The 23,349-nt window shown below is 55.2% G+C and carries 18 protein-coding genes; 14 read left to right on the forward strand and 4 right to left on the reverse strand.

What is annotated here, in order from left to right:
• Positions 1 to 11: 11 nt before the first annotated feature.
• Genes leuC through leuA form a run of 3 tightly spaced genes read right to left on the reverse strand, consistent with a single transcriptional unit; the run spans position 12 to position 4,084 of the window.
• Positions 12 to 1,412, reverse strand: coding sequence for a 3-isopropylmalate dehydratase large subunit (leuC, locus tag KGP26_RS04240; RefSeq protein ID WP_021179306.1), 1,401 nt, complete (start codon positions 1,410 to 1,412; stop codon positions 12 to 14).
• 3 nt (positions 1,413 to 1,415) lie between these two features.
• A complete protein-coding gene (gene leuB, locus KGP26_RS04245) occupies positions 1,416 to 2,507 on the reverse strand; it encodes a 3-isopropylmalate dehydrogenase (protein ID WP_024483539.1) in 1,092 nt (363 codons plus the stop codon).
• A 2-nt stretch (positions 2,508 to 2,509) separates the two neighbouring features.
• The gene (gene leuA / locus KGP26_RS04250) at positions 2,510 to 4,084 is read right to left on the reverse strand and encodes a 2-isopropylmalate synthase (RefSeq protein ID WP_021179308.1); all 1,575 of its coding nucleotides are present in this window, start codon (positions 4,082 to 4,084) and stop codon (positions 2,510 to 2,512) included.
• 918 nt (positions 4,085 to 5,002) lie between these two features.
• On the opposite strand from leuA, the gene leuO reads away from it, so the two are divergent.
• The 5 genes from leuO to cra all read left to right on the forward strand — a co-directional run bounded on the left by leuO (position 5,003) and on the right by cra (position 12,028).
• Positions 5,003 to 5,950, forward strand: coding sequence for a transcriptional regulator LeuO (gene leuO / locus KGP26_RS04255; protein WP_223665076.1), 948 nt, complete (start codon positions 5,003 to 5,005; stop codon positions 5,948 to 5,950).
• A gap of 455 nt (positions 5,951 to 6,405) precedes the next feature.
• Positions 6,406 to 8,211, forward strand: a complete 1,806-nt coding sequence (locus tag KGP26_RS04260; protein WP_209528862.1) for a long-chain fatty acid--CoA ligase — start codon at positions 6,406 to 6,408, stop codon at positions 8,209 to 8,211.
• A 318-nt stretch (positions 8,212 to 8,529) separates the two neighbouring features.
• On the forward strand, positions 8,530 to 10,248 hold the full coding sequence (ilvI, locus tag KGP26_RS04265) for an acetolactate synthase 3 large subunit (RefSeq protein WP_039995484.1): 1,719 nt from the start codon (positions 8,530 to 8,532) through the stop codon (positions 10,246 to 10,248).
• Entirely contained in the window at positions 10,248 to 10,742 is a 495-nt protein-coding gene (ilvN, locus tag KGP26_RS04270) for an acetolactate synthase small subunit (protein WP_021179312.1), read from the forward strand. The genes ilvI and ilvN overlap by 1 nt, the downstream gene beginning before the upstream one ends.
• A 281-nt stretch (positions 10,743 to 11,023) precedes the next feature.
• Positions 11,024 to 12,028, forward strand: coding sequence for a catabolite repressor/activator (gene cra, locus KGP26_RS04275; RefSeq protein ID WP_021179314.1), 1,005 nt, complete (start codon positions 11,024 to 11,026; stop codon positions 12,026 to 12,028).
• Between the two features lie 25 nt (positions 12,029 to 12,053).
• Here the strand turns inward: cra and KGP26_RS04280 are convergent, their stop codons facing one another.
• Positions 12,054 to 12,494, reverse strand: coding sequence for an L-alanine exporter AlaE (locus tag KGP26_RS04280; protein ID WP_021179315.1), 441 nt, complete (start codon positions 12,492 to 12,494; stop codon positions 12,054 to 12,056).
• Positions 12,495 to 13,389: 895 nt separating this feature from the next.
• On the opposite strand from KGP26_RS04280, the gene mraZ reads away from it, so the two are divergent.
• From mraZ to ftsW, 9 genes are read left to right on the forward strand one after another with little or no spacing between them, the layout of a single operon-like run.
• Positions 13,390 to 13,848, forward strand: coding sequence for a division/cell wall cluster transcriptional repressor MraZ (gene mraZ, locus KGP26_RS04285; RefSeq protein WP_025120486.1), 459 nt, complete (start codon positions 13,390 to 13,392; stop codon positions 13,846 to 13,848).
• 2 nt (positions 13,849 to 13,850) lie between these two features.
• Complete coding sequence (rsmH, locus tag KGP26_RS04290) at positions 13,851 to 14,792, forward strand: 16S rRNA (cytosine(1402)-N(4))-methyltransferase RsmH (RefSeq protein ID WP_021179317.1); 942 nt, start codon at positions 13,851 to 13,853, stop codon at positions 14,790 to 14,792.
• On the forward strand, positions 14,789 to 15,109 hold the full coding sequence (gene ftsL / locus KGP26_RS04295) for a cell division protein FtsL (protein WP_021179318.1): 321 nt from the start codon (positions 14,789 to 14,791) through the stop codon (positions 15,107 to 15,109). The genes rsmH and ftsL overlap by 4 nt, the downstream gene beginning before the upstream one ends.
• A gap of 42 nt (positions 15,110 to 15,151) precedes the next feature.
• Complete coding sequence (locus KGP26_RS04300) at positions 15,152 to 16,918, forward strand: peptidoglycan glycosyltransferase FtsI (RefSeq protein WP_059199735.1); 1,767 nt, start codon at positions 15,152 to 15,154, stop codon at positions 16,916 to 16,918.
• Positions 16,905 to 18,392: a UDP-N-acetylmuramoyl-L-alanyl-D-glutamate--2,6-diaminopimelate ligase gene (murE, locus tag KGP26_RS04305; protein ID WP_059199736.1), complete on the forward strand. Its 1,488-nt coding sequence runs from the start codon at positions 16,905 to 16,907 to the stop codon at positions 18,390 to 18,392. The genes KGP26_RS04300 and murE overlap by 14 nt, the downstream gene beginning before the upstream one ends.
• Positions 18,389 to 19,750: a UDP-N-acetylmuramoyl-tripeptide--D-alanyl-D-alanine ligase gene (murF, locus tag KGP26_RS04310; protein ID WP_059199737.1), complete on the forward strand. Its 1,362-nt coding sequence runs from the start codon at positions 18,389 to 18,391 to the stop codon at positions 19,748 to 19,750. Before murE ends, murF begins: the two co-directional genes overlap by 4 nt.
• Positions 19,744 to 20,826 (forward strand): phospho-N-acetylmuramoyl-pentapeptide-transferase, encoded by a 1,083-nt coding sequence (mraY, locus tag KGP26_RS04315; protein ID WP_021179322.1) that lies wholly within the window; start codon positions 19,744 to 19,746, stop codon positions 20,824 to 20,826. Before murF ends, mraY begins: the two co-directional genes overlap by 7 nt.
• A gap of 2 nt (positions 20,827 to 20,828) precedes the next feature.
• On the forward strand, positions 20,829 to 22,148 hold the full coding sequence (gene murD / locus KGP26_RS04320) for a UDP-N-acetylmuramoyl-L-alanine--D-glutamate ligase (RefSeq protein ID WP_223665077.1): 1,320 nt from the start codon (positions 20,829 to 20,831) through the stop codon (positions 22,146 to 22,148).
• Complete coding sequence (gene ftsW / locus KGP26_RS04325) at positions 22,145 to 23,347, forward strand: cell division protein FtsW (RefSeq protein ID WP_209523344.1); 1,203 nt, start codon at positions 22,145 to 22,147, stop codon at positions 23,345 to 23,347. The genes murD and ftsW overlap by 4 nt, the downstream gene beginning before the upstream one ends.
• The last annotated feature ends 2 nt before the right edge of the window (positions 23,348 to 23,349 follow it).

A 23,349-nucleotide genomic window follows, 5' to 3' on the forward strand; every position in this document is an offset into this window, starting at 1 on the left:
GCTGGTGCTCCTTAATGCAATTCACGGATGTCGGCAAAATGGCCGGTAACGGCAGCAGCGGCAGCCATTGCCGGGCTGACCAGATGGGTACGCCCACCGCGGCCCTGACGCCCTTCGAAGTTACGGTTGCTGGTTGAGGCACAGCGTTCGCCTGGGTTCAGACGGTCGTTGTTCATCGCCAGGCACATGGAGCAGCCTGGCAGACGCCATTCGAAACCAGCCTCGATAAAGATCTTGTCCAGACCTTCCTCTTCCGCCTGCGCTTTGACCGGGCCGGAGCCAGGCACCACAATTGCCTGCACGCCTGCGGCCACTTTACGGCCTTTGGCAATGGCGGCTGCGGCACGCAGATCTTCGATGCGTGAATTGGTGCAAGAGCCGATAAACACTTTATCGATTGCGACGTCAGTCAGCTTGATGCCGGGTTTCAGATCCATATAAGCCAACGCTTTTTCAGCTGAGGCACGTTCCACCGGATCGCTAAAGGAATCGGGGGTTGGGATCGCCTGATCGACCGCGATAACCTGCCCAGGGTTGGTGCCCCAGGTCACCTGTGGTGCGATATCTTCCGCCCGCAGGGTGATGGTGGTATCGAATTTGGCTTCGGCGTCGGACTTCATGGTGCGCCAGTAGGCCACGGCCTGCTCCCAGTTTTCCCCGGTAGGAGCGAACTGGCGGCCTTTCAGGTAATTGAAGGTGGTGTCGTCTGGCGCAACCAGGCCAGCTTTGGCACCCATCTCAATCGCCATGTTGCACAGCGTCATGCGGCCTTCCATGCTCAACGCTTCGATCGCTTTGCCACAAAATTCAACGACGTGGCCAGTACCGCCAGCGCTGCCGGTTTTGCCGATCACGGCCAGCACGATATCTTTGGCGGTGATACCTTCTGCGGCCTCGCCGGTGACTTCAATCTTCATCGTCTTGGCGCGGCCCTGCTTCAGGGTTTGGGTTGCCAGCACGTGTTCCACTTCCGAAGTACCGATACCGAACGCCAGCGAGCCAAAGGCACCGTGCGTGGCGGTATGGGAGTCGCCACAGACGATGGTCATGCCCGGCAGCGTCATGCCTTGCTCAGGGCCGATCACGTGCACAATACCCTGGAAGGGGTGGTTCAGGTCATACAGTGAGACGCCGAACTCTGCGCAGTTCTTGATCAGCTCTTGCATCTGAATGCGGGCCATCTCGCCACTGGCGTTGATGTCTTTGGTCTGGGTCGAAACGTTGTGATCCATGGTGGCAAAGGTCTTGCCCGGCTGACGCACTTTGCGCCCCATGGCACGCAGACCGTCGAAGGCCTGCGGTGAGGTCACTTCATGCACCAGATGTCGATCGATATACAGCAGCGGCGTCTCGTTTGGCGCTTCATGCACCACGTGGGCATCGTATAATTTCTGATATAAGGTCTTGGCCATGATTTACGCCCCCTCAGCCACGAAGCGGGCAATGATATCGCCCATTTCATTGGTGCCGATGGCTTTGCCAGCACCGGCCAGATCGGCGGTACGGTAGCCCTGTTCCAACGCCTGATTAATGGCGCGCTCGATCGCATCTGCAGCTTCATCGGCACCCAGGCTGTAACGCAGCAGCAGGGTGGCAGACAGAATTTGCGCGATCGGATTGGCAATGTTTTTGCCCGCGATGTCAGGTGCAGAACCACCGGCTGGTTCGTACAGGCCAAAGCCCTGTTCGTTCAAGCTGGCAGAAGGCAGCATGCCCATCGAGCCGGTGATCATGGCGCATTCGTCCGACAGGATGTCGCCGAACAGGTTGGAGCACAGCAGCACGTCGAACTGGGACGGATCTTTGATTAACTGCATGGTGGCGTTGTCGATATACATGTGCGACAGCGACACATCTGGGTAATCCTTGGCGACCTGAGTCACGACTTCACGCCACAGGATGGAGCTTTGCAACACGTTGGCTTTATCAATCGAGGTGACGATGTTGCGGCGCTTGCGGGCGGACTCGAAGGCGATACGGGCGATGCGTTCGATCTCAAAGCGGTGGTAGACCTCGGTATCAAAGGCGCGCTCATGCATGCCCTGGCCTTCACGGCCTTTGGGTTGGCCGAAGTAGATGCCGCCGGTTAACTCACGTACGCACAGAATGTCGAAGCCACGCGCGGCAATATCGGCACGCAGTGGGCAGAAATCTTCCAGACCTTGGTACAGGCGGGCAGGGCGCAGGTTGCTGAACAGTTTGAAGTGCTTACGCAGCGGCAGCAGCGCACCGCGCTCCGGCTGCTCTGCCGGTGGCAGGTGTTCCCATTTAGGGCCGCCCACCGAACCGAACAGGATGGCATCGGCCTGCTCGCAGCCGGCAACGGTCGCTGCGGGTAATGGGGTACTGTGGCGATCGATGGCAATGCCACCGACGTCATATTCACTGGTAGTGATGCGGATACCAAAGCGTTGGCGCACTGCATCCAACACTTTGTGGGCCTGGGCCATTACTTCCGGGCCGATCCCGTCTCCGGGCAAGACGGCAATGTGGTAAGTCTTAGTCATGTTCACACCGTTTCCTGATTATTTTGATGTTTGGTTTGCTGCAAGCGCTGCTTTTCTTTTTCTACTTGCTGAGAGCGCCAGATATTATTCAATACGTGGATCATCGCCTTGGCAGAAGATTCCACAATATCGGTTGCCAGGCCCACGCCATGGAAGCGGCGGCCATTGTAAGACACCACGATATCGACCTGGCCCAGAGCGTCGCGCCCCTGGCCTTTGGCGGTCAGTTGGTATTTCACCAGCTCAATCGGGTAGTCGGTAATGCGGTTGATGGCTTGGTAAACCGCATCGACCGGGCCGTTGCCCGTAGCGGCTTCGGACTTCTCTTCGTCGCCACATTTCAGTTTCACCGAGGCGGTAGCCATAATGCTGCTGCCGGACTGTACGCTGAAGTATTCCAGGCTGAAATGCTCTGGCTCTTCCTGCTGCTTGTTGATAAATGCCAGGGCTTCCAGATCGTAGTCGAACACCTGGCCTTTCTTGTCGGCCAGCTTCAGGAAAGCTGCGTACAGCACGTCCAGATTGTAATCCTGCTCCTTGTAGCCCATCTCTTCCATGCGGTGTTTTACCGCCGCGCGGCCGGAACGAGAGGTCAGGTTCAACTGGACATCTTTCAGACCGATGGTCTGCGGGGTCATGATTTCGTAGTTCTCGCGGTTTTTCAGCACGCCGTCCTGGTGGATACCGGAGGAGTGAGCGAAGGCGTTGGAACCGACGATGGCCTTGTTGGCTGGAATGGGCATATTGCACAGTTGGCTGACCAACTGGCTGGTACGGTAGATTTCCTGATGATTGATATTGGTATGCACCTGCATAAAGTCCTGGCGCACCTTGATGGCCATGATCACTTCTTCCAGTGAACAGTTACCGGCGCGTTCGCCGATGCCGTTCAAGGTGCCTTCTACCTGGCGGGCACCGGCCTGGACGGCAGCGATAGAGTTACCCACGGCCATGCCCAAATCGTCGTGGCAGTGGACGGAGATAATCGCCTTATCAATATTTGGCACGCGGTCGTACAGCGTAGTGATGATGCCGCCGAACTGGTTTGGCGTGGTATAGCCAACGGTATCAGGGATATTAATGGTAGTGGCACCGGCGTTGATGGCGGCTTCTACCACGCGGCACAGGTTATCAATCGGGGTTCGGCCAGCGTCTTCACAGGAGAACTCTACGTCATCGGTATAGTTACGGGCGCGTTTCACGGAGCGCACCGCCATTTCCAGCACCTGGTCGAAAGAGCGCTTCAGTTTGGATTCGATATGCAGGGTGGAGGTGGCCAGGAAGACGTGAATACGGAAGGCCTCGGCCACGCGTAATGCTTCGGCAGCGACGTCAATGTCGTTATCAACACAGCGTGCCAGACCACAAACGCGGCTGTTTTTGATCTGGCGGGCAATGGTTTGTACCGACTCGAAGTCCCCAGGGGAGGAGACTGGGAAGCCGACTTCCATTACATCGACACCCATTCTTTCCAGCGCCATGGCGATCTGGATTTTTTCTTTAACGCTCAGGCTCGCCTGCAGCGCCTGTTCACCATCACGCAATGTGGTATCGAAAATAATGACTTGTTGGCTCATCGTGTTGTTCCTTGTCGTGTTTGTTTCACGCTAAGCGGGTAAAAAAAAACCCGCGCAGTAGCGCGGGTTTTGCAGATGATGGGCTGAATCAGCTTTGAACCCCGTCCACCAGCGTACCGCGCACATAAGATGCGTTTAGTAGTAGGCCTAGTAGACGGTGGGTACGGATCATGGCGGTCAGCTTCTCTAAAATTGTTTCGTTGCCTAATTTGATACTTTATTGGCCGGGGCATGTCAACACCTGATTAAATCAGGGGTATTGAAAAGCGTGGCACCCGCGGGGATGGTGCTAGTTGGAAACTCGGTAAAACCCTCCTGGGCCAGCGCTAAATCCGCAGGTGATCGGGAGTTTATTAGCATAAATGGTTTGAAAGTGGCACTGTCGCATTGATTAACAACACTACTAGGTTAAAATTTTTCGTTGGCGCAAAAAACCAGCAAACGTGGTTTGATGGGATGCTGATGTTGCGGGCTTGATATTCATGGTGTCAATTTTTCGTTGTTGATCTATTCGTAATTCGTATTCTTAACGCTGAACTGAGCGGCTACGATCAATTAAGTGATGCTAAAGAGACCTATTTTGCTACGGCATGATTGTCCATTAACGCATTTTATGGTCTGATCCAGAGGTTGAGGGTACCAAACAGGTATCCATAACTCAGGTGTTTTGCCTGCCAATTTTGTTTGTATGCCATCGGCGAGTTGCGAACCGATGTGCCAAGGCTACCTAACGACGAACAATGCCTAATATGCACCGCTGTGACATATTTTTATAGGATGATGCCCGATTGCTATCTGACAAGTGTAGTCAAAAGGGATAACTAATTTCGCTGTGTGGGAATAACGTAGCGTGCCTTTTCCCGTTATTCCCCTGCGCGCTAGCGAGATTATCTACATGGGACTTAGTGGAGTTTGGATATGTCCGAATATAATTCAGGAACTGTCTTGAGGAAAGAAAACGGTGATATTCATTTGCGCAGTGTGGATCTTAATTTACTCACTGTTTTTGATGCAGTTATGCAGATGCAGAATATTACCAAGGCGGCAAATTCCTTAGGGATGTCGCAGCCGGCGGTCAGCAATGCCGTGTCGCGTTTGAAGATCATGTTCAACGACGAGCTGTTTGTCCGCTTCGGCCGTGGCATTCAGCCTACCATGCGCGCCCGCCAACTTTTTGGCCCGGTACGCCAGGCACTGCAGCTGGTACAAAATGAACTGCCAGGCGCTGGCTTTGATGCCCTGAGCAGCGAACGCCTCTTTGTGCTTTCTATCTGCAGCCCGCTAGATATTCGTCTGACAGCCAAAATAATCAACAACGTCAAGAGCATAGCTCCCAACGTGCAGATACAGACCAAGTCTTACATGAGCACTAACATTGAGCATCAGTTACGCTATCAGGAGACCGAGTTTGTTATTGGCTATAGCCGCCTTGAACATCCCGAGTTCCAGGATATTGCCTTATTCGATGATGAATTGACCCTGGTTGCCGCACAGTCTCACCCGCGCCTGGTGGGTACCATTAGCCAGAAACAGATGCTGGCGGAGCAGCATGCCGTCATCGCATTAGAGCGTTTTTGTTCCTTTAGCAAACCCTACTATCTTGACGAAACCCTACAACGCAATGTCACCCAGCAATGTACCGACCTGTTCAGCGTATTGAATCTGGTCGCCATGACCGAGATGGTGGCAATCGCTCCTCGTTGGTTTGCCCAGCAGCACGCACAAGCCTTGCAGCTAAAATTAATTCCGCTGCCTTGGGAGAGAAAAACCGCCACCTGTTATCTTTCCTGGCATGAGTCCGCCGAGCGTGATGAAGGCCATCAGTGGATGAAGTCCGTTCTTAGCCAAGCGGGTGTATTGCGCTAATTAGTGATTTATTGGCCCAGCGCGCTTTCGAGTGCGTCGGGTTGATAATGGATAGCGCAAAACAATAATTAAGAATAGGCTCAAGAGAAACTAAGATTATTCCGTGTAATGACTCCGTAGGAAATATCATTTACCCGAGGGTTAATTAATTTGAGTGACTGAAACGCTATTCTGCCCCAAGCGATACTGCCACTATTTTAACCTGTCACTTCTCCCTTCTTGTCGTCGATCCCACTTTGTCTGTTGGGTGTAAACCTTTCGCACTCCCTTTTGTCCAAGATCAAGGGAAATGAGTACAAGCGCGTTTTGGCTCACACTTCTACGCTGAAATCCCTTTTCCCACAGCCGGAGACTAGGTAGACTGCGCAAAAAAAGTAAACACGTGTAAGCTGAGATGTGAGAGCTTCCGCTCCGGTCGCGGTTAACTGGTTGATAAATTTCAGGCATAGAGCGCTATGACCAATACCTTGCAGCATTACCATCAGGTTGAACGTATACAGCATCAAATTGCTAACCGTGCAGAACATACGGCTTTCCGTCAGTGGTCCCCTCAGGGAGAAACACGGTTGACCTGGGCGCAGGTTGGGGCGCATATGCAACATATTGGCTGCGCCTTGCTGGCACTGGGCGTTGAGGTACAGGAACGTATCGCGATTTTTGCCAACAACAGCATGGCCTGGTCGTTGGCCGATTTGGCGATCCTCGAACTGCGGGCGGTCAGCGTGCCGCTTTATGCCACCAACACCCCGGCTCAGGCGGCATTTATCATTAACGATGCCGATATCCGCATTCTGTTTGTCGGCGAGCAAGCACAGCTGGATGCCGCGATTGCGCTGCGTGGCGTATGCCCGCAACTGACCCACATTATTGTCTTTGATGCTTCAGCCGATTTGCGCGGCTGTGAGATTGCCCAACACCTGCATCATTTCGAACGTCTTGCGGATATCGAGCGTTTCGATGCCCTGCGTCAGCAAAGAATTGCCGAGCGCGATTTGAAGGATTTGTTCACCCTTATCTACACCTCAGGCACCACCGGGGAGCCGAAAGGCGTGATGCTTGACTACCGCAATATGGCCGCACAGCTGCAGCTGCATGACGATCGCCTGACGGTGACGGCGGATGACGTTTCCCTCAGCTTCCTGCCACTGTCACACGTGTTTGAACGTGCCTGGAGCTTCTTTATCATGCATTCGGGCGCGCAGAACGTTTATCTGCCCAATACCGACTGGGTGCGGGAAGCGATGGCCGATGTCAAACCGACCCTGATGTGCGCAGTGCCACGCTTTTATGAAAAAATCTTCAGTGCGGTGCATGAAAAGGTCGCTCGTGCGCCCTGGTTGCGGCGTGCCTTATTCCACTGGGCCATCGTCTGTGGTGAACGCAAGTTCCTTCAGGAAAGGGCAGGGAAACCGTTAGGCAAGCTGTTCGACCTCTCTCACCGCTGGGCTGACAAGCTGGTGTTAAGCAAGCTGCGGGGGATCCTGGGGGGGCGGGTGCGCTTCTTGCCAGCGGCCGGTGCCAAGCTTGATGACAACGTCATTCTGTTCTTCCAGGCGATGGGCATTAACATCAAATACGGCTATGGCATGACGGAAACCTGTGCCACGGTCTCCTGCTGGGAAGAAAACAACTTCCGCTTTGGTTCGATCGGCAAGCCACTGCCCGGCGTGGAAGTGCGCATTGGCGATGAAAATGAAATTCAGGTGCGTGGGCCAATAGTGATGCGCGGCTATTTCAATAAACCGCTGGAGACGGCCGATAGCTTTACCGCTGACGGCTGGCTGAAAACCGGCGATGCCGGCATGATCGACGATGGCGGCAACCTGTTTATTACCGAGCGGCTGAAGGATCTGATGAAGACCTCCGGCGGCAAATACATTGCGCCACAGATGCTGGAAGGTACCCTGGCGCAGGACCGCTTTATTGAACAGGTCGCGATCGTTGCCGATGCACGCAAATTTGTCTCGGCGTTGATCGTTCCGAGCTTCGAGTCGTTGGAAGAGTATGCCAAATCGGTCAATCTGAAATATCAGGATCGGCTTGAGCTGCTGCGCAACAGCCATATCATCGAAATGTTCGAAAAGCGTCTGCGGGAGATGCAAAAAGAGTTGGCCCTGTTTGAACAGGTGAAAAAATTTACCCTGCTGCCAGCGGCCTTCTCGATGGAATTGGGGGAGCTGACCCCGACGCTGAAGCTGCGTCGCAAGGTGATCCTACAGCGTTACCAGCATGAAATTGAGTCCATGTATCAGGAAAAATGATGATAGGGAGCGCAGGTGGACGAAAAATCCGCAGTCTCCCTTGCCTGATATAGTTCTGTAATTACCTCAACCCTCAAAACAATGCCTAGCTGAATAACCACTCAGCTAGTGCATAGTTTTGCCAAGCCGCGCATCTCCAGCCTGATGGCAATACCCTTGCCCACGATAAGCCATTTTGCTGTTTGCCTGCCCCATATTCTGACGCTATGTTAAGAGTCCAAAACGTCCATAAGATTTTTGGGGCCATGCCCCAGACAGGACAGGCGCTACGTTCCGGCGTCAGACAAGAACAAGCTATGTAAGCCTGGAGGCAAACCCATGGAAATATTGTCAGGAGCCGAGATGGTCGTCCGATCGCTGATCGATCAGGGCGTTAAGCATGTATTCGGCTATCCGGGCGGGGCGGTACTCGATATCTATGATGCCCTGCACACGGTGGGGGGCATCGATCATATTCTGGTGCGCCACGAGCAAGGGGCGGTGCATATGGCCGATGGCTATGCACGAGCGACTGGTGAAGTGGGCGTAGTGCTGGTCACTTCCGGCCCTGGGGCCACCAACGCCATTACCGGCATCGCCACCGCCTATATGGATTCCATCCCGATGGTGGTGCTATCTGGCCAGGTGCCGAGCTCGCTGATTGGCTATGATGCCTTCCAGGAGTGCGACATGGTGGGCATCTCCCGCCCGGTGGTAAAACACAGCTTCCTGGTCAAGCGTACCGAAGACATACCTTCCGTGCTGAAAAAGGCGTTTTACCTGGCTTCTACCGGCCGCCCTGGCCCTGTGGTGGTCGATCTGCCGAAGGATATCGTTGGCCCGGCGGTAAGAATGCCTTACGCGTATCCGCAGGACGTCAGCATGCGTTCCTACAACCCGACGGTGCAAGGCCACCGCGGGCAGATCAAACGCGCCCTACAGACCATTCTGGCGGCAAAAAAGCCGATCATGTACGTGGGCGGCGGTGCCATCAATTCGGAGTGCCATGAAGAGTTGCTGCAACTGGCGGAAAAGCTGAACCTGCCGGTCACCTGTACGCTGATGGGGTTGGGGGCGTTCCCAGGGACTCACCGCCAAAGCGTCGGTATGCTGGGCATGCACGGCACCTATGAAGCCAACAAGACCATGCATCATTCCGACGTGATTTTTGCCGTTGGGGTGCGCTTTGACGATCGCACTACCAACAACCTGGCCAAATACTGCCCGGATGCCACGGTGCTGCATATCGATATCGACCCGACCTCCATTTCCAAAACGGTGGATGCCGATATTCCTATCGTTGGCGATGCCAAACAGGTGCTGACGCAGATGCTGGAACTGCTGGCGCATGAAGACAAAGCGCAGGATTTCGATGCGCTGCGTGACTGGTGGCAGTCCATTGAGCAGTGGCGCGCGCGCGATTGCCTGGGCTACAACAAAGACAGTGGCACCATCAAACCTCAGGCGGTGATCGAAACGCTGCACCGCCTGACCAAGGGCGATGCCTATGTCACCTCCGACGTTGGCCAGCACCAGATGTTTGCCGCACTCTATTATCCGTTCGATAAACCGCGCCGTTGGATCAACTCTGGTGGCCTGGGCACTATGGGCTTTGGCTTACCAGCCGCCCTTGGGGTGAAACTGGCACTGCCAGACGAAACGGTAGTGTGCGTCACCGGTGACGGCAGCATTCAGATGAATATCCAGGAGCTGTCCACGGCTCTGCAGTACAATCTGCCGGTGGTGGTGGTCAACCTCAATAACCGCTACCTGGGTATGGTGAAGCAGTGGCAGGACATGATCTATTCTGGCCGCCATTCGCAGTCCTATATGGATTCCTTGCCGGACTTCGTCAAGCTGGCAGAAGCCTATGGCCATGTCGGCATCGCCATTCGTACCCCGGATGAGCTGGAAAGCAAGCTGGCGCAGGCGCTGGCTGAAAAAGAACGTCTGGTGTTTGTCGATGTGACCGTCGACGAGACTGAACATGTTTATCCAATGCAGATCCGCGGTGGAAGCATGGACGAAATGTGGCTAAGCAAAACGGAGAGAACCTGATGAAGCGCCGTATCTTATCGGTATTACTGGAAAACGAATCCGGTGCGTTGTCGCGCGTCGTCGGGCTGTTCTCTCAGCGTGGCTACAACATCGAAAGCCTGACGGTTGCTCCTACCGATGATCCAACCTTGTCGCGCATGACGATCCAGACGGTGGGTGATGAAAAGGTACTGGAGCAGATAGAGAAGCAGTTGCATAAGCTGGTTGACGTTTTACGCGTCAGTGAGCTGGTGCAAGGGGCTCACGTTGAGCGTGAAATCATGCTGGTGAAGCTGCAGGCTAGCGGCTACGGTCGTGAAGAGGTGAAACGCAGCACGGATATCTTCCGTGGCCAGATTGTGGATGTCACCTCGTCGCTTTACACCGTGCAGTTGGCGGGGACCAGCGACAAGCTGGACGCCTTCCTCAACGCCGTACGTGAAGTGGCGGAAATCGTCGAAGTGGCCCGCTCGGGGATTGTTGGCGTGTCGCGCGGCGACAAGATTATGCGCTGATAGCGGGTTTTCTGCACTGTATCCGGGGCGTGGCAGGTTTGCTGCGCCCTTTCTTTTTAATTTTTTGCCCATTTGCTGGCACCTTTGGGCGAAAGCGGTTGCTCGGCCGTGTTTTCTGCTGTTAGATCGCCATTACGGGTTGAATAACCATAGTGACTATCATGGTTACTCATTACCCTTCCGCTTTCGGTTCGCTGCATGCTTAGCCGTACATTGAAAGCGTGGGGTAAACAACGCCACAGGATCCATTGTCATTTTGAGAGTCATTTAAAGGGGTTAACGTGAAACTGGATGAAATCGCGCGTCTCGCAGGCGTTTCGCGCACTACGGCCAGTTATGTCATCAACGGCAAGGCGAAGCAGTATCGTGTCAGCGATAAAACCGTCGAAAAAGTGATGGCCGTGGTCAGGGAGCACAATTATCACCCGAATGCCGTAGCGGCAGGGCTGCGTGCAGGCCGCACTCGTTCTATCGGCCTGGTGATCCCGGATCTGGAAAATACCAGCTATACCCGCATCGCCAACTACCTGGAACGCCAGGCGCGTCAGCGCGGTTATCAACTGTTGATCGCCTGCTCGGAAGATCAGCCGGATAATGAAATGCGCTGTATTGAGCACCTGCTGCAACGCCAGGTCGATGCGATCATCGTCTCCACGGCGTTACCGCCGGAGCATCCTTTCTATCAACGCTGGGCTAACGATCCTTTCCCGATTATTGCATTGGATCGCGCTCTGGATCGTGAACACTTTATCAGCGTGGTGGGGGCCGATCAGGAAGACGCCTTTGCCCTGGCGCAGGAGTTACGCACTTTCCCCGCCAAGTCGGTGTTGTATCTGGGGGCTTTGCCTGAGCTTTCGGTCAGCTTCTTGCGTGAGCAGGGGTTCCGTCAGGCTTGGCAGGATGATGAGCGGCAGGTGGATTATCTGTATGCCAACAGCTATGAACGTGAAGCAGCTGGCGTACTGTTCGCTGAATGGTTGAAAACCCATCCGATGCCACAGGCGTTGTTTACCACCTCATTCTCGCTGTTGCAGGGAGTGATGGACGTAACGCTGAAACAGCGTGGGCGTTTACCGGCGGATCTGGCAATTGCCACCTTTGGTGACCATGAGCTATTGGATTTCCTGGAGTGCCCGGTGCTTGCCGTGGCCCAGCGCCACCGTGATGTTGCCGAGCGGGTGCTGGAGCTGGTGCTTGCCAGCCTGGATGAACCACGCAAACCCAAACCGGGTATGACGCGCATTCGCCGTAACCTGTTCCGCCGTGGCAGCCTGAGCCGCAAGTAATCTTCAAGGGGCCGTCATTCGGCCCCTAAACGTAACCCACCACGCGAAACAGCCTGCGGCAATACTCCAGAAAATAGCCGTACACCACGCCCATCGCCATTGAGATCACCGCATTACTGGTCACCGCGGCCAGGATCTGCTGGCCGTCTGCACCCACGCTCCACAGAATGGCAGCGTAAACCGGCGATTGAAAACTGACGTAAGCCAACAGATCGGCCAGGTTCCGCAACAAAAATTGCCCGCGGGGGCTGCGGCGTGCGGTGGCGATAAAGAAATCGCGGTAGCGGCCATAGGGCCAGGCGATCAGGATATTGACGGGGATCGACACCACCCGGGAGGAGAGCGATTGGCTAAAGCTCATGCCCGAAATCAATATTTCAATCGCCATCCCGACGATAAAACAGTACACCACCAGCGCAAAAGTATCGGCGGCAGCGCTGCGCCATGGTGAAACGGCTCTAGACATGACACGATCCCTGAATTTATCGGTTAATATGTTGGTTGTTAATGTTAATTAGGTGTTATTAACTGGCCTTTCTGCTATTTAGTAGTCTACTTGACTGTATTGATTGTTATAAGTGGCTTAAAATTTTTATTTTTAACATTTGGGTGATTTTTATCCTGACAACAGGAGGGAAAGTGCGTAAAGCAGGAATTTAAAATTGCAGTTGTAGAAATTATCATTATTAACAGTGCGTTATGATTATGTGGCGACGGTGAGATGACGGTTTTGCGGCTGATTTAGCGATAGGCTCACTAAATTTACGTATATTCCTAAAGTGGCAAAAAAATCCAGATGAATTGTAAATAGGTGTTTTGAGAATAATCTTACCATTTTGATTTGAATCATAATTAGCGGCTTGAGCCAGTGCTTCGCCATTTATTTTATCTTTGGGTTGTTCTTTGACGGAATAATTGAAGTAAAATAGCGCGCCGTTGGCAGCGAAATACTCGCTGAGTGTTATTAACTCAAGGGCTTATCGCATTTCCCTGCTGGCAGGCGGCTTGCGGCCAAGCCTTGACCGATGCGGGATGCGGTGGGGTTGTCCCCGCCGAGAGCGATGTTGAAAAGTGAGACCTGGATTGCAGAAGGACATAATGAGTTATTTAATCGTCAATTTGTGTTTATTTTAATCACACTCTTTCCGCTTAGAAAATTCTCCTCTTTAATCATGATGTTAATTTATATTCATGCAATAAATAGCGTTCCTTTCGTGAGCCAGCCTCCAGAATATGCCTATAAATATTGCCAAACCGCTCTTGCTCTGGCTTGACAAGGTTTTCATACCCTCCGTAAACTCCCTTATGTGGGAATTTGTGGTGTAAAGTGGTGAAAAGGGTCACGAGGGGGTAGCTCAGGTATGTTTCGTGGGGCAACGCTGGTCAACCTCGACAGTAAAGGACGGCTCGCCGTACCAACCCGTTATCGGGATTTACTGAATGAGGAATCGCAAGGCCAAATGGTTTGCACCATTGACCTCCATCAGCCCTGCCTGCTGCTTTATCCATTACCTCAATGGGAAATCATCGAGCAAAAGTTGTCCCGTCTGTCGAGCATGAATCCCGCCGAGCGCCGCGTCCAGCGCTTGCTGTTGGGCCATGCCAGCGAGTGTCAGATGGATAATGCCGGCCGGTTGCTGTTAGCCAATACGCTACGCCAACATGCCGGGCTTACTAAAGAAGTGATGCTGGTCGGGCAGTTCAACAAGTTTGAACTGTGGGATGAACAGACCTGGTATCAACAAGTCAAGGATGATATTGACGCGGAACAATCCACTCAGGAACCGTTGTCTGAGCGGCTACAGGACTTGTCACTATAAGCATGCTGGAAAATTATAAACATACGACCGTATTGCTGGATGAGGCCGTGAAGGGTCTCAATATTCGCAGTAACGGCATCTACATCGACGGTACTTTTGGTCGCGGTGGTCATTCTCGTCTGATCTTGTCCCAACTGGGGCCGGAAGGGCGCTTGTTGGCTATCGATCGCGATCCGCAGGCAATTGCCGCAGCTCAATCTATTGCAGACCCACGTTTTACTATCATCCACGGACCGTTTTCCGATTTGGCTGACTATGTGCAGCAACGGGAACTGGTGGGCAAGATCGACGGCGTATTGCTCGACTTGGGTGTTTCTTCCCCTCAGTTGGATGACGCAGAACGCGGATTTTCCTTTATGCGTGACGGCCCGCTGGATATGCGTATGGACCCTTCAAGCGGCCAATCCGCCGCCGAATGGTTGATGAAAGCGGAAGCCGACGATATTGCCTGGGTGCTGAAAACCTTCGGTGAAGAGCGCTTCGCCAAACGTATCGCCCGCGCCATCGTAGAAAGAAACCGCGTAGAGCCGATGACCCGTACCAAGGAACTGGCCGAGCTGATCGCCCATGCCAGCCCGTTCCGTGATAAGCATAAACACCCGGCAACCCGCAGTTTCCAGGCGATCCGTATCTACATCAACAGCGAGCTGGAAGAGATCGAGCGTGCGCTGGACGGTGCATTAGCCGTGTTGGCACCAGAAGGCCGCCTGTCGATCATCAGCTTCCATTCGTTGGAAGACCGTATCGTCAAAAGCTTTATGCGCCACCACAGCCGTGGTGCCCAGGTTCCGGCAGGAATTCCGCTAACCGAAGCGCAGTTGCGTGAAATGGGCGGCCGTACGCTGAAAGCCTTGGGCAAAATGAAGCCAGGTGATGTTGAAGTGGCGGAAAACCCACGGGCGCGCAGTTCCGTACTGCGTATTGCCGAGAGGATGCCTGCGTGATTGGTAATGAGCGCCACGGTTTAGTTGGCGTCATCGGAGGCGATCTGCTGCGTAACGCCAAGATCCCGCTGATTTTGATGATTGCCGCGCTGGTTTCCGCCGTGTTTGTGGTGACCACCGCGCACCGTACCCGCCTGCTGACCGCCGAGCGCGAACAGTTGGTGCTGGAGAGAGATGCGCTGGATATCGAATGGCGCAACCTGATCCTGGAAGAGAATGCCCTTGGCGATCACAGCCGCGTAGAGCGTATCGCCACCGAAAAACTGCAGATGCAACACGTTGATCCATCGCAGGAAATTATTATTGTCAAGCCATGAGTGGTTTAGCCGAAGTCACGATACGGAGCAATTAGCTAACGCATGAAAGCAGTACGTCCCGGTAAGAAGTTGAAACGCCAGGAAGATCAGGCCAGCTTTGTCAGCTGGCGTTTTGCGTTGCTGTGCGGCTGTATTCTGTTGGCGCTGGTTGGGCTGATGCTGCGTGTGGCTTATTTGCAGGTGATCAATCCGGATCGGTTGGTGAAAGAAGGCGACATGCGTTCGTTACGCGTGCAGTCGGTTCCCACCGCTCGCGGCATGATTAGCGACCGCTATGGCCGACCGCTGGCGGTGAGCGTGCCGGTGAATGCCGTGTGGGCCGATCCGAAAGAGTTGAACGAACGCGGGGGTATTACGCTGGATTCGCGCTGGAAAGCGCTGTCCGACGCGTTGCAAATTCCGCTCGATCAGCTCTCCAATCGTATCAATGCCAATCCGAAGGGGCGTTTTGTCTATCTGGCCCGGCAGGTTAACCCGGCGATTGGTGATTACATCCACAAGCTGAAATTGCCTGGCATCTACCTGCGCCAGGAATCGCGCCGCTACTACCCGTCTGGCCAGGTTACTTCTCATATCATCGGCGTGACCAACATTGACGGCGAAGGGATCGAAGGAGTCGAAAAGAGCTTTGATCGCTGGCTGACCGGCCAACCGGGCGAAAGAACAGTACGTAAAGACCGCTATGGCCGAGTGATCGAGGACATCTCCTCGGTAGACAGCCAGGCGGCGCACAATCTGGCATTGAGCATCGATGAACGCCTGCAGGCGCTGGTTTACCGTGAATTGAATAACGCCGTCGCCTTCAACAAAGCGGAGTCTGGTACCGCAGTGCTGGTGGACGTGAACACCGGCGAAGTATTGGCGATGGCCAACAGCCCATCGTACAACCCGAACAATATGGCCGATACGCCGAAAGACACCATGCGTAACCGTGCCATTACCGATATTTTTGAACCTGGTTCTACCGTGAAACCGATGGTGGTAATGACGGCGTTGCAGCGCGGCGTAGTGAAAGAAAATAGCGTGCTCAATACCATTCCTTACCGCATTAACGGCCATGAAATCAAAGATGTGGCGCGTTATTCGGAACTGACCATGACCGGGATCTTGCAGAAGTCGAGTAACGTCGGTGTTTCAAAGCTGGCGTTAGCGATGCCGTCCTCAGCGTTAGTAGATACTTACTCACGTTTTGGGCTGGGAAAAGCGACCAATTTGGGGCTGGTCGGAGAAAGCAGTGGCTTATACCCAAAAAAACAACGGTGGTCTGACATAGAGAGGGCCACCTTCTCTTTCGGCTACGGGCTAATGGTAACCCCGTTACAGTTAGCGCGAGTCTATGCCACGATCGGCAGCCTGGGCGTTTATCGCCCATTGTCGATCACCAAGGTTGACCCTCCGGTTGCCGGTGAACGCGTCTTCCCTGAGGCTACCGTGCGTACGGTAGTGCACATGATGGAAAGCGTCGCCTTGCCGGGCGGTGGTGGGGTGAAAGCCGCCATCAAGGGTTATCGTATTGCCATTAAAACCGGTACCGCCAAAAAGGTCGGGCCGGATGGTAAATACGTCAACCGATATATCGCTTATACCGCGGGGGTGGCGCCAGCTAGCCAGCCTCGTTTTGCTCTGGTGGTGGTCATCAACGACCCACAGGGTGGGAAATACTACGGTGGTGCGATTTCCGCGCCGGTGTTTGGTGCCATCATGGGGGGCGCGCTGCGGATCATGAACGTTCAGCCAGATGCGTTGCCCACCGGTGACAAAAGCGAATTAGTGATTAATAACAAAGAGGGTTCAGGTGGCCGATCGTAATTTGCGCGATTTACTCGCTCCGTGGGTGCCAACGGCACCCGAGCGCGCGCTGCGGGAAATGATATTAGACAGCCGTATTGCGGCTGCCGGGGATCTGTTTGTCGCCGTAGTTGGCCATCAAACGGATGGACGCCGCTATATTCCGCAAGCCATCGCCCAAGGGGTTGCCGCCGTTATCGCCGAAGCGGAAGGCGAAGCTGAAGACGGTAAAATTTGCGAAATGCACGGCGTGCCGGTGATTTACCTGAGCCAACTTGGCCAGCGCCTGTCGGCGTTAGCCGGGCGTTTCTATCATCAGCCTGCCGAACGTCTGCGCTTGATTGGCGTGACGGGGACCAACGGTAAAACTACCACCACCCAACTGTTAGCCCAGTGGAGCCAACTGTTGGGCGAAACTGCCGCCGTGATGGGCACCGTGGGCAACGGTTTGTTAGGCCAGGTTTGCCCAACGGAAAATACCACCGGTTCTGCGGTCGATGTGCAGCACGTGCTTAACGATCTGGCGCAGCAAGGGGCCACCTTGGCCGCGATGGAAGTCTCCTCTCATGGCCTGGTGCAACACCGCGTGGCGGCTTTACCCTTTGCCGCAGCCGTATTCACCAACCTGAGCCGCGATCACCTGGATTACCACGGTGATATGGCCAGCTACGAAGCGGCCAAATGGTCACTGTTTGCTGGCCACGACGTTGGTCAGGCGATCATCAACGCCGACGATGAAGTCGGGCAGCGTTGGCTGGCCAAACTGCCAGACGCGGTGGCCGTCACCATGCAGGACAATTTGCAGCCTGGCTGTCATGGCCGCTGGCTGAAAACCACCGCGGTGGAGTATCACGATAACGGTGCCACCATCCACTTCAGCTCAAGCTGGGGCAACGGCGAGATCGAAAGCCGCCTGATGGGGGCCTTCAACGTCAGTAACCTGATCCTGGCATTGGCAACGCTGCTGTCACTCGGTTACCCGTTTGAGAAACTGGTTAACACGGCCAATCAGCTGCAGCCGGTCTGTGGCCGGATGGAAGTCTTCAATGCGCCAGGCAAGCCGACGGTGGTGGTGGATTATGCCCACACTCCGGATGCGCTGGAAAAAGCGCTGGAAGCCGCTCGCCTGCATTGCCAAGGGCAACTGTGGTGCGTGTTTGGCTGCGGTGGCGACCGTGATAGAGGTAAGCGCCCACTTATGGGTGGCATTGCCGAACAGTTTGCCGATCGGGTGGTGATAACGGATGACAATCCGCGCACCGAAGAACCGCAGGCCATCATCAAGGATATTCTGGCCGGGCTGCTGGATGCCGGGCATGTACAGGTGATCCACGGGCGCGCCGAAGCCGTGACCAGCGCCATCATGCAAGCCAAAGAGCAGGATGTGGTACTGGTGGCGGGTAAAGGTCACGAGGATTACCAACTGGTGGGTAACCGTCGTCTGGATTACTCCGATCGCACCACCGTCGCACGTTTGCTGGGGGTGCTGGCATGATCCCGGTCTCGCTTCAGACGCTGGCGGCGGTATTGGATGCCGAGCTGATCGGCACTGACTGCATCATTACCGAAGTGACGAGGGATACTCGTCAGGTCACTGCAGGTTGCCTGTTTGTGGCCCTGAAAGGCGAGCGTTTCGATGCTCACGACTTTGCCGCCGATGCTGTCGCCGCTGGCGCAGGCGCTTTGCTGGTAAGTAAGCGCTTATTGGTGGAGGCTCCGCAACTGGTGGTGAAAGATACCAGTCTGGCACTGGGGCAGTTTGCCGCCTGGGTACGTCAGCAGGTGCCAGCCAAAGTGGTGGCGCTGACCGGTTCATCGGGCAAGACCTCGGTGAAAGAGATGACCGCGGCCATTTTACGTGAATGTGGCGAAGTGCTGCATACCGCCGGGAATTACAATAACGAGATCGGCGTGCCGCTAACGTTGCTGCGTTTAGAGCCGCAGCATGATTTTGCGGTGGTCGAGCTGGGTGCCAACCATATCGGTGAGATTGCCTATACCACCGCCTTGGCGCAACCGCAGAGCGCGCTGGTGAATAATCTGGCCGCTGCCCATCTGGAAGGTTTTGGTTCACTGGCAGGCGTTGCGCAGGCCAAGGGCGAAATCTTTGCCGGTTTGCCGGCGGATGGGGTGGCGATCCTCAACGCCGATAGCAACGACTGGCCGCATTGGCAGGCGCAGTTACAGGGCAAGACAGTCTGGCGTTTCTCTCCCCAGGCTGCGGAATCTGTGGATTTCTTTGCCAGCGATATCCAGGTGAAAGGGAGCGTGACTCACTTCACCCTGCACAGCCCGTTCGGCACGGTGGCGATTGAGTTGCCATTGCCGGGCCGCCATAACGTGGCGAATGCGTTGGCGGCAGCAGCACTGGCGATGTCGGTTGGCGCTACGCTGGCCGCCGTGAGTGCAGGCTTGCAACAGCTTCAGGCGGTGCCTGGGCGCTTGTTCCCGATCGCCTTGGCGCAAGGCAAGCTGTTGCTCGATGACAGCTACAACGCCAACGTCGGCTCCATGACGGCAGCGGCGCAGGTGTTGGCAGAAATGCCAGGTTATCGCGTGATGGTCGTTGGCGATATGGCTGAGTTGGGCGCAGAGGCCGAAGAGTGTCATCGCCAGGTGGGTGAAGCTGCCCGTCTGGCCGGTATTGATAAAGTCATCAGCGTGGGTGGGCTGAGCCAGGTATTGAGCTCTGCCGCCGGTAACGGTGAACATTATCAGGATAAAACAGCAGTGACCGCGCGCGTAGCGGAACTACTCTCAGCACATGCGGTAATTACCGTGTTAATCAAAGGTTCACGTAGTGCCGCAATGGAGCAGGTAGTACGCGCGTTACAGGAGAAAGCACCATGTTAGTTTGGCTGGCCGAACATTTGGTCAAATATTACTCAGGCTTCAACGTCTTTTCTTATCTGACGTTCCGGGCCATTGTCAGCCTGCTGACCGCGCTGTTCCTTTCCCTGTGGATGGGGCCGAAGGTGATCAAACGCCTGCAGGAAATGTCCTTTGGTCAGGTAGTGCGTAACGATGGGCCAGAATCGCACTTTAGCAAGCGCGGCACGCCGACCATGGGCGGCATCATGATCCTGACCTCCATCACCATTTCGGTGCTGATGTGGGCCTATCCGTCCAACCCTTACGTGTGGTGCGTGCTGTTCGTACTGGTGGGTTACGGCATCGTCGGCTTTGTCGATGACTATCGCAAAGTGGTGCGCAAAGATACTCGGGGGTTGATTGCCCGCTGGAAATATTTCTGGCAGTCGGTGATTGCCCTGGTCGTGGCCTTTGCCATGTATGCCGTAGGAAAAGACACGCCAGCCACCGAGCTGGTTGTGCCGTTCTTTAAGGACATCATGCCGCAGTTGGGCTTGCTGTACGTGGCGTTGGCCTACTTCGTGATTGTCGGCACCAGCAACGCGGTCAACCTGACCGATGGGCTGGATGGCCTGGCGATCATGCCAACCGTGTTTGTAGCGGCGGGCTTTGCGCTGGTGGCCTGGGCGACCGGTAACATGAACTTCGCCAACTACCTGCATATTCCGTATCTGCGTCATGCCGGTGAGTTGGTCATCGTCTGCACCGCGATCGTCGGGGCAGGTTTAGGTTTCTTATGGTTTAACACCTACCCGGCTCAGGTGTTTATGGGTGACGTGGGTTCACTGGCACTGGGCGGCGCGTTGGGTACCATCGCCGTGCTGCTGCGCCAGGAGTTCTTGTTGCTGATCATGGGCGGCGTGTTCGTGGTTGAAACGCTGTCGGTGATCCTGCAGGTGGGATCGTTCAAGCTGCGCGGGCAACGTATTTTCCGCATGGCGCCGATCCACCATCACTATGAATTGAAAGGCTGGCCAGAACCACGGGTGATCGTGCGCTTCTGGATTATTTCGCTGATGCTGGTGCTGATTGGCCTGGCGACGCTGAAGGTGCGCTGATTATGGTGGATTATCAGGGTAATAAAGTGGTCATCATCGGGTTGGGCCTTACCGGCCTTTCCTGCGTTGATTTCTTTATGATCCGTGGCGTGACGCCGCGGGTTATGGATACCCGTATTTCGCCACCGGGCCTGGATCAACTGCCCGAGAGCGTTGAACGTCATCTGGGTTCTCTGAACCAGGAATGGTTGTTGTCTGCGGATTTGATTGTGGCTAGCCCAGGCATGGCATTAGCGACTCCGGCTTTGAGCGCTGCCGCCGATGCCGGGGTTGAGATCGTCGGTGACGTTGAGCTGTTCTGCCGTGAAGCCCAGGCGCCAATTGTGGCGATCACCGGTTCCAACGGCAAGAGCACCGTCACCACGCTGGTGGGCGAAATGGCCAAGGCCGCCGGTTGGGCCGTGGGCGTTGGGGGCAATATCGGCCTGCCAGCGCTGAGCCTGCTGCGTCAGGAGTGCCAACTGTACGTGCTGGAGCTGTCGAGCTTCCAATTGGAAACCACTCACAGCCTGCATGCCGCAGCGGCAACCATTTTGAACGTGACCGAAGATCATATGGATCGCTATCCATTTGGCCTGCAGCAATACCGTGCCGCCAAATTGCGCGTCTATGAAAATGCCCACGTCTGCGTAGTGAATGCGGACGACGCGCTGACCATGCCTGTGCGCGGTGCTGATGAGCGCTGTGTCAGCTTTGGTGCCGACGTAGGCGACTACCACCTCAACCGCCAGCAGGGCGAAATCTGGCTGCGGGTGAATGGTGAGAAAGTCCTCAATACCAGCGAGATGAAGCTCACCGGTCGCCATAACTTTACCAATGCGTTGGCGGCCCTGGCCCTGGCCGATGCCGTCAAGCTGCCGCGTGCGTCCAGCCTGAAAGCGCTGACGACCTTTACCGGCCTGGAGCACCGTTTCCAACTGGTGTGGGAACACAACGGTGTGCGCTGGATTAACGATTCCAAAGCCACCAACGTCGGCAGCACCGAGGCGGCACTGAACGGCCTGCAGGTTAAGGGCACGCTGCATCTGCTGTTGGGCGGTGATGGCAAGTCTGCGGACTTCTCGCCGCTGGCGCGCTATCTGCAAGGTGACAACGTGCGCTTGTACTGCTTTGGCCGCGATGGCGCACAGCTGGCACAGCTGCGTCCGGAAGTCGCCACGCAGACAGAAACGATGGAGCAGGCGATGCAGGCCATTGCCCGCCAGGTGACATCAGGCGATATGGTGCTGTTGTCACCGGCCTGTGCCAGCCTGGATCAGTTCCGTAATTTTGAAGTGCGTGGCAACGAGTTTGCCCGTCTGGCACAGGAGCTGGGCGGATGAGACTACGGGTGCCGACGTTCGGCCTGACCAACAAGCTGAAAGACTGGGTGATGGGATCGCGTGAAAGCGATACGAGCAGCATGGTGCTGTATGACCGCACCCTGCTGTGGCTGACCTTTGGCCTGGCGATTGTTGGTTTTGTGATGGTGACGTCGGCCTCGATGCCTATCGGCCAGCGCCTGGCAGAGGATCCGTTCCTGTTTGCCAAGCGTGATGCACTTTACCTTGGCCTGGCGTTCGGCCTGTCGTTGGTAACACTGCGTATCCCGATGGCCGTTTGGCAGCGTTATAGCAACGTCATGCTGCTGTTATCGATAGTCTTGTTGCTGGTGGTGCTGGTGGTTGGTAGCTCGGTAAACGGGGCTTCACGCTGGATTTCACTGGGTCCGTTGCGTATCCAGCCCGCTGAATTATCCAAGTTGTCGCTGTTTTGCTACCTGGCGAGCTATCTGGTGCGCAAGGTAGAGGAAGTCCGCAGCAACTTTTGGGGCTTCTGTAAGCCAATGGGTGTGATGGTAGTGCTGGCGGTGCTGCTGCTGGCCCAGCCGGATTTGGGGACGGTGGTGGTGCTGTTTATCACCACGCTGGCGATGCTGTTCCTGGCCGGGGCGAAGATGTGGCAGTTCCTGGCGATCATCGGATCGGGCGTGTTTGCCGTGGGGCTGCTGATTATCGCGGAACCTTACCGTATGCGCCGTGTGACTTCGTTCTGGAACCCATGGGCCGATCCGTTTGGCAGTGGTTACCAGCTAACCCAGTCGCTGATGGCGTTTGGCCGCGGCGAGTTCTGGGGGCAAGGGCTGGGCAACTCGGTACAGAAGCTCGAGTATTTACCCGAGGCGCACACTGACTTTATCTTCTCCATTTTGGGCGAAGAACTGGGCTATATCGGTGTGGTTTTGGCCCTGTTAATGGTATTCTTCGTCGCTTTTCGCGCCATGTCGATCGGCCGCAGGGCGTTGGAGATAGACCAGCGATTTTCCGGTTTTCTGGCATGTTCGATCGGTGTCTGGTTCAGTTTCCAGGCATTGGTGAACGTTGGTGCGGCAGCGGGGATGTTGCCAACCAAAGGCTTGACCTTGCCACTGATAAGTTACGGTGGCTCGAGCCTGTTAATTATGTCGACGGCGATCGTGCTGTTGCTGCGAATTGATTATGAAACGCGCCTGACCAAAGCGCAGGCGTTTGTGAAGAGGTAGCG

The organism is Serratia sp. JSRIV002, from assembly GCF_019968725.1.
Taxonomy (GTDB): Bacteria; Pseudomonadota; Gammaproteobacteria; order Enterobacterales; family Enterobacteriaceae; genus Chania; species Chania fonticola_B.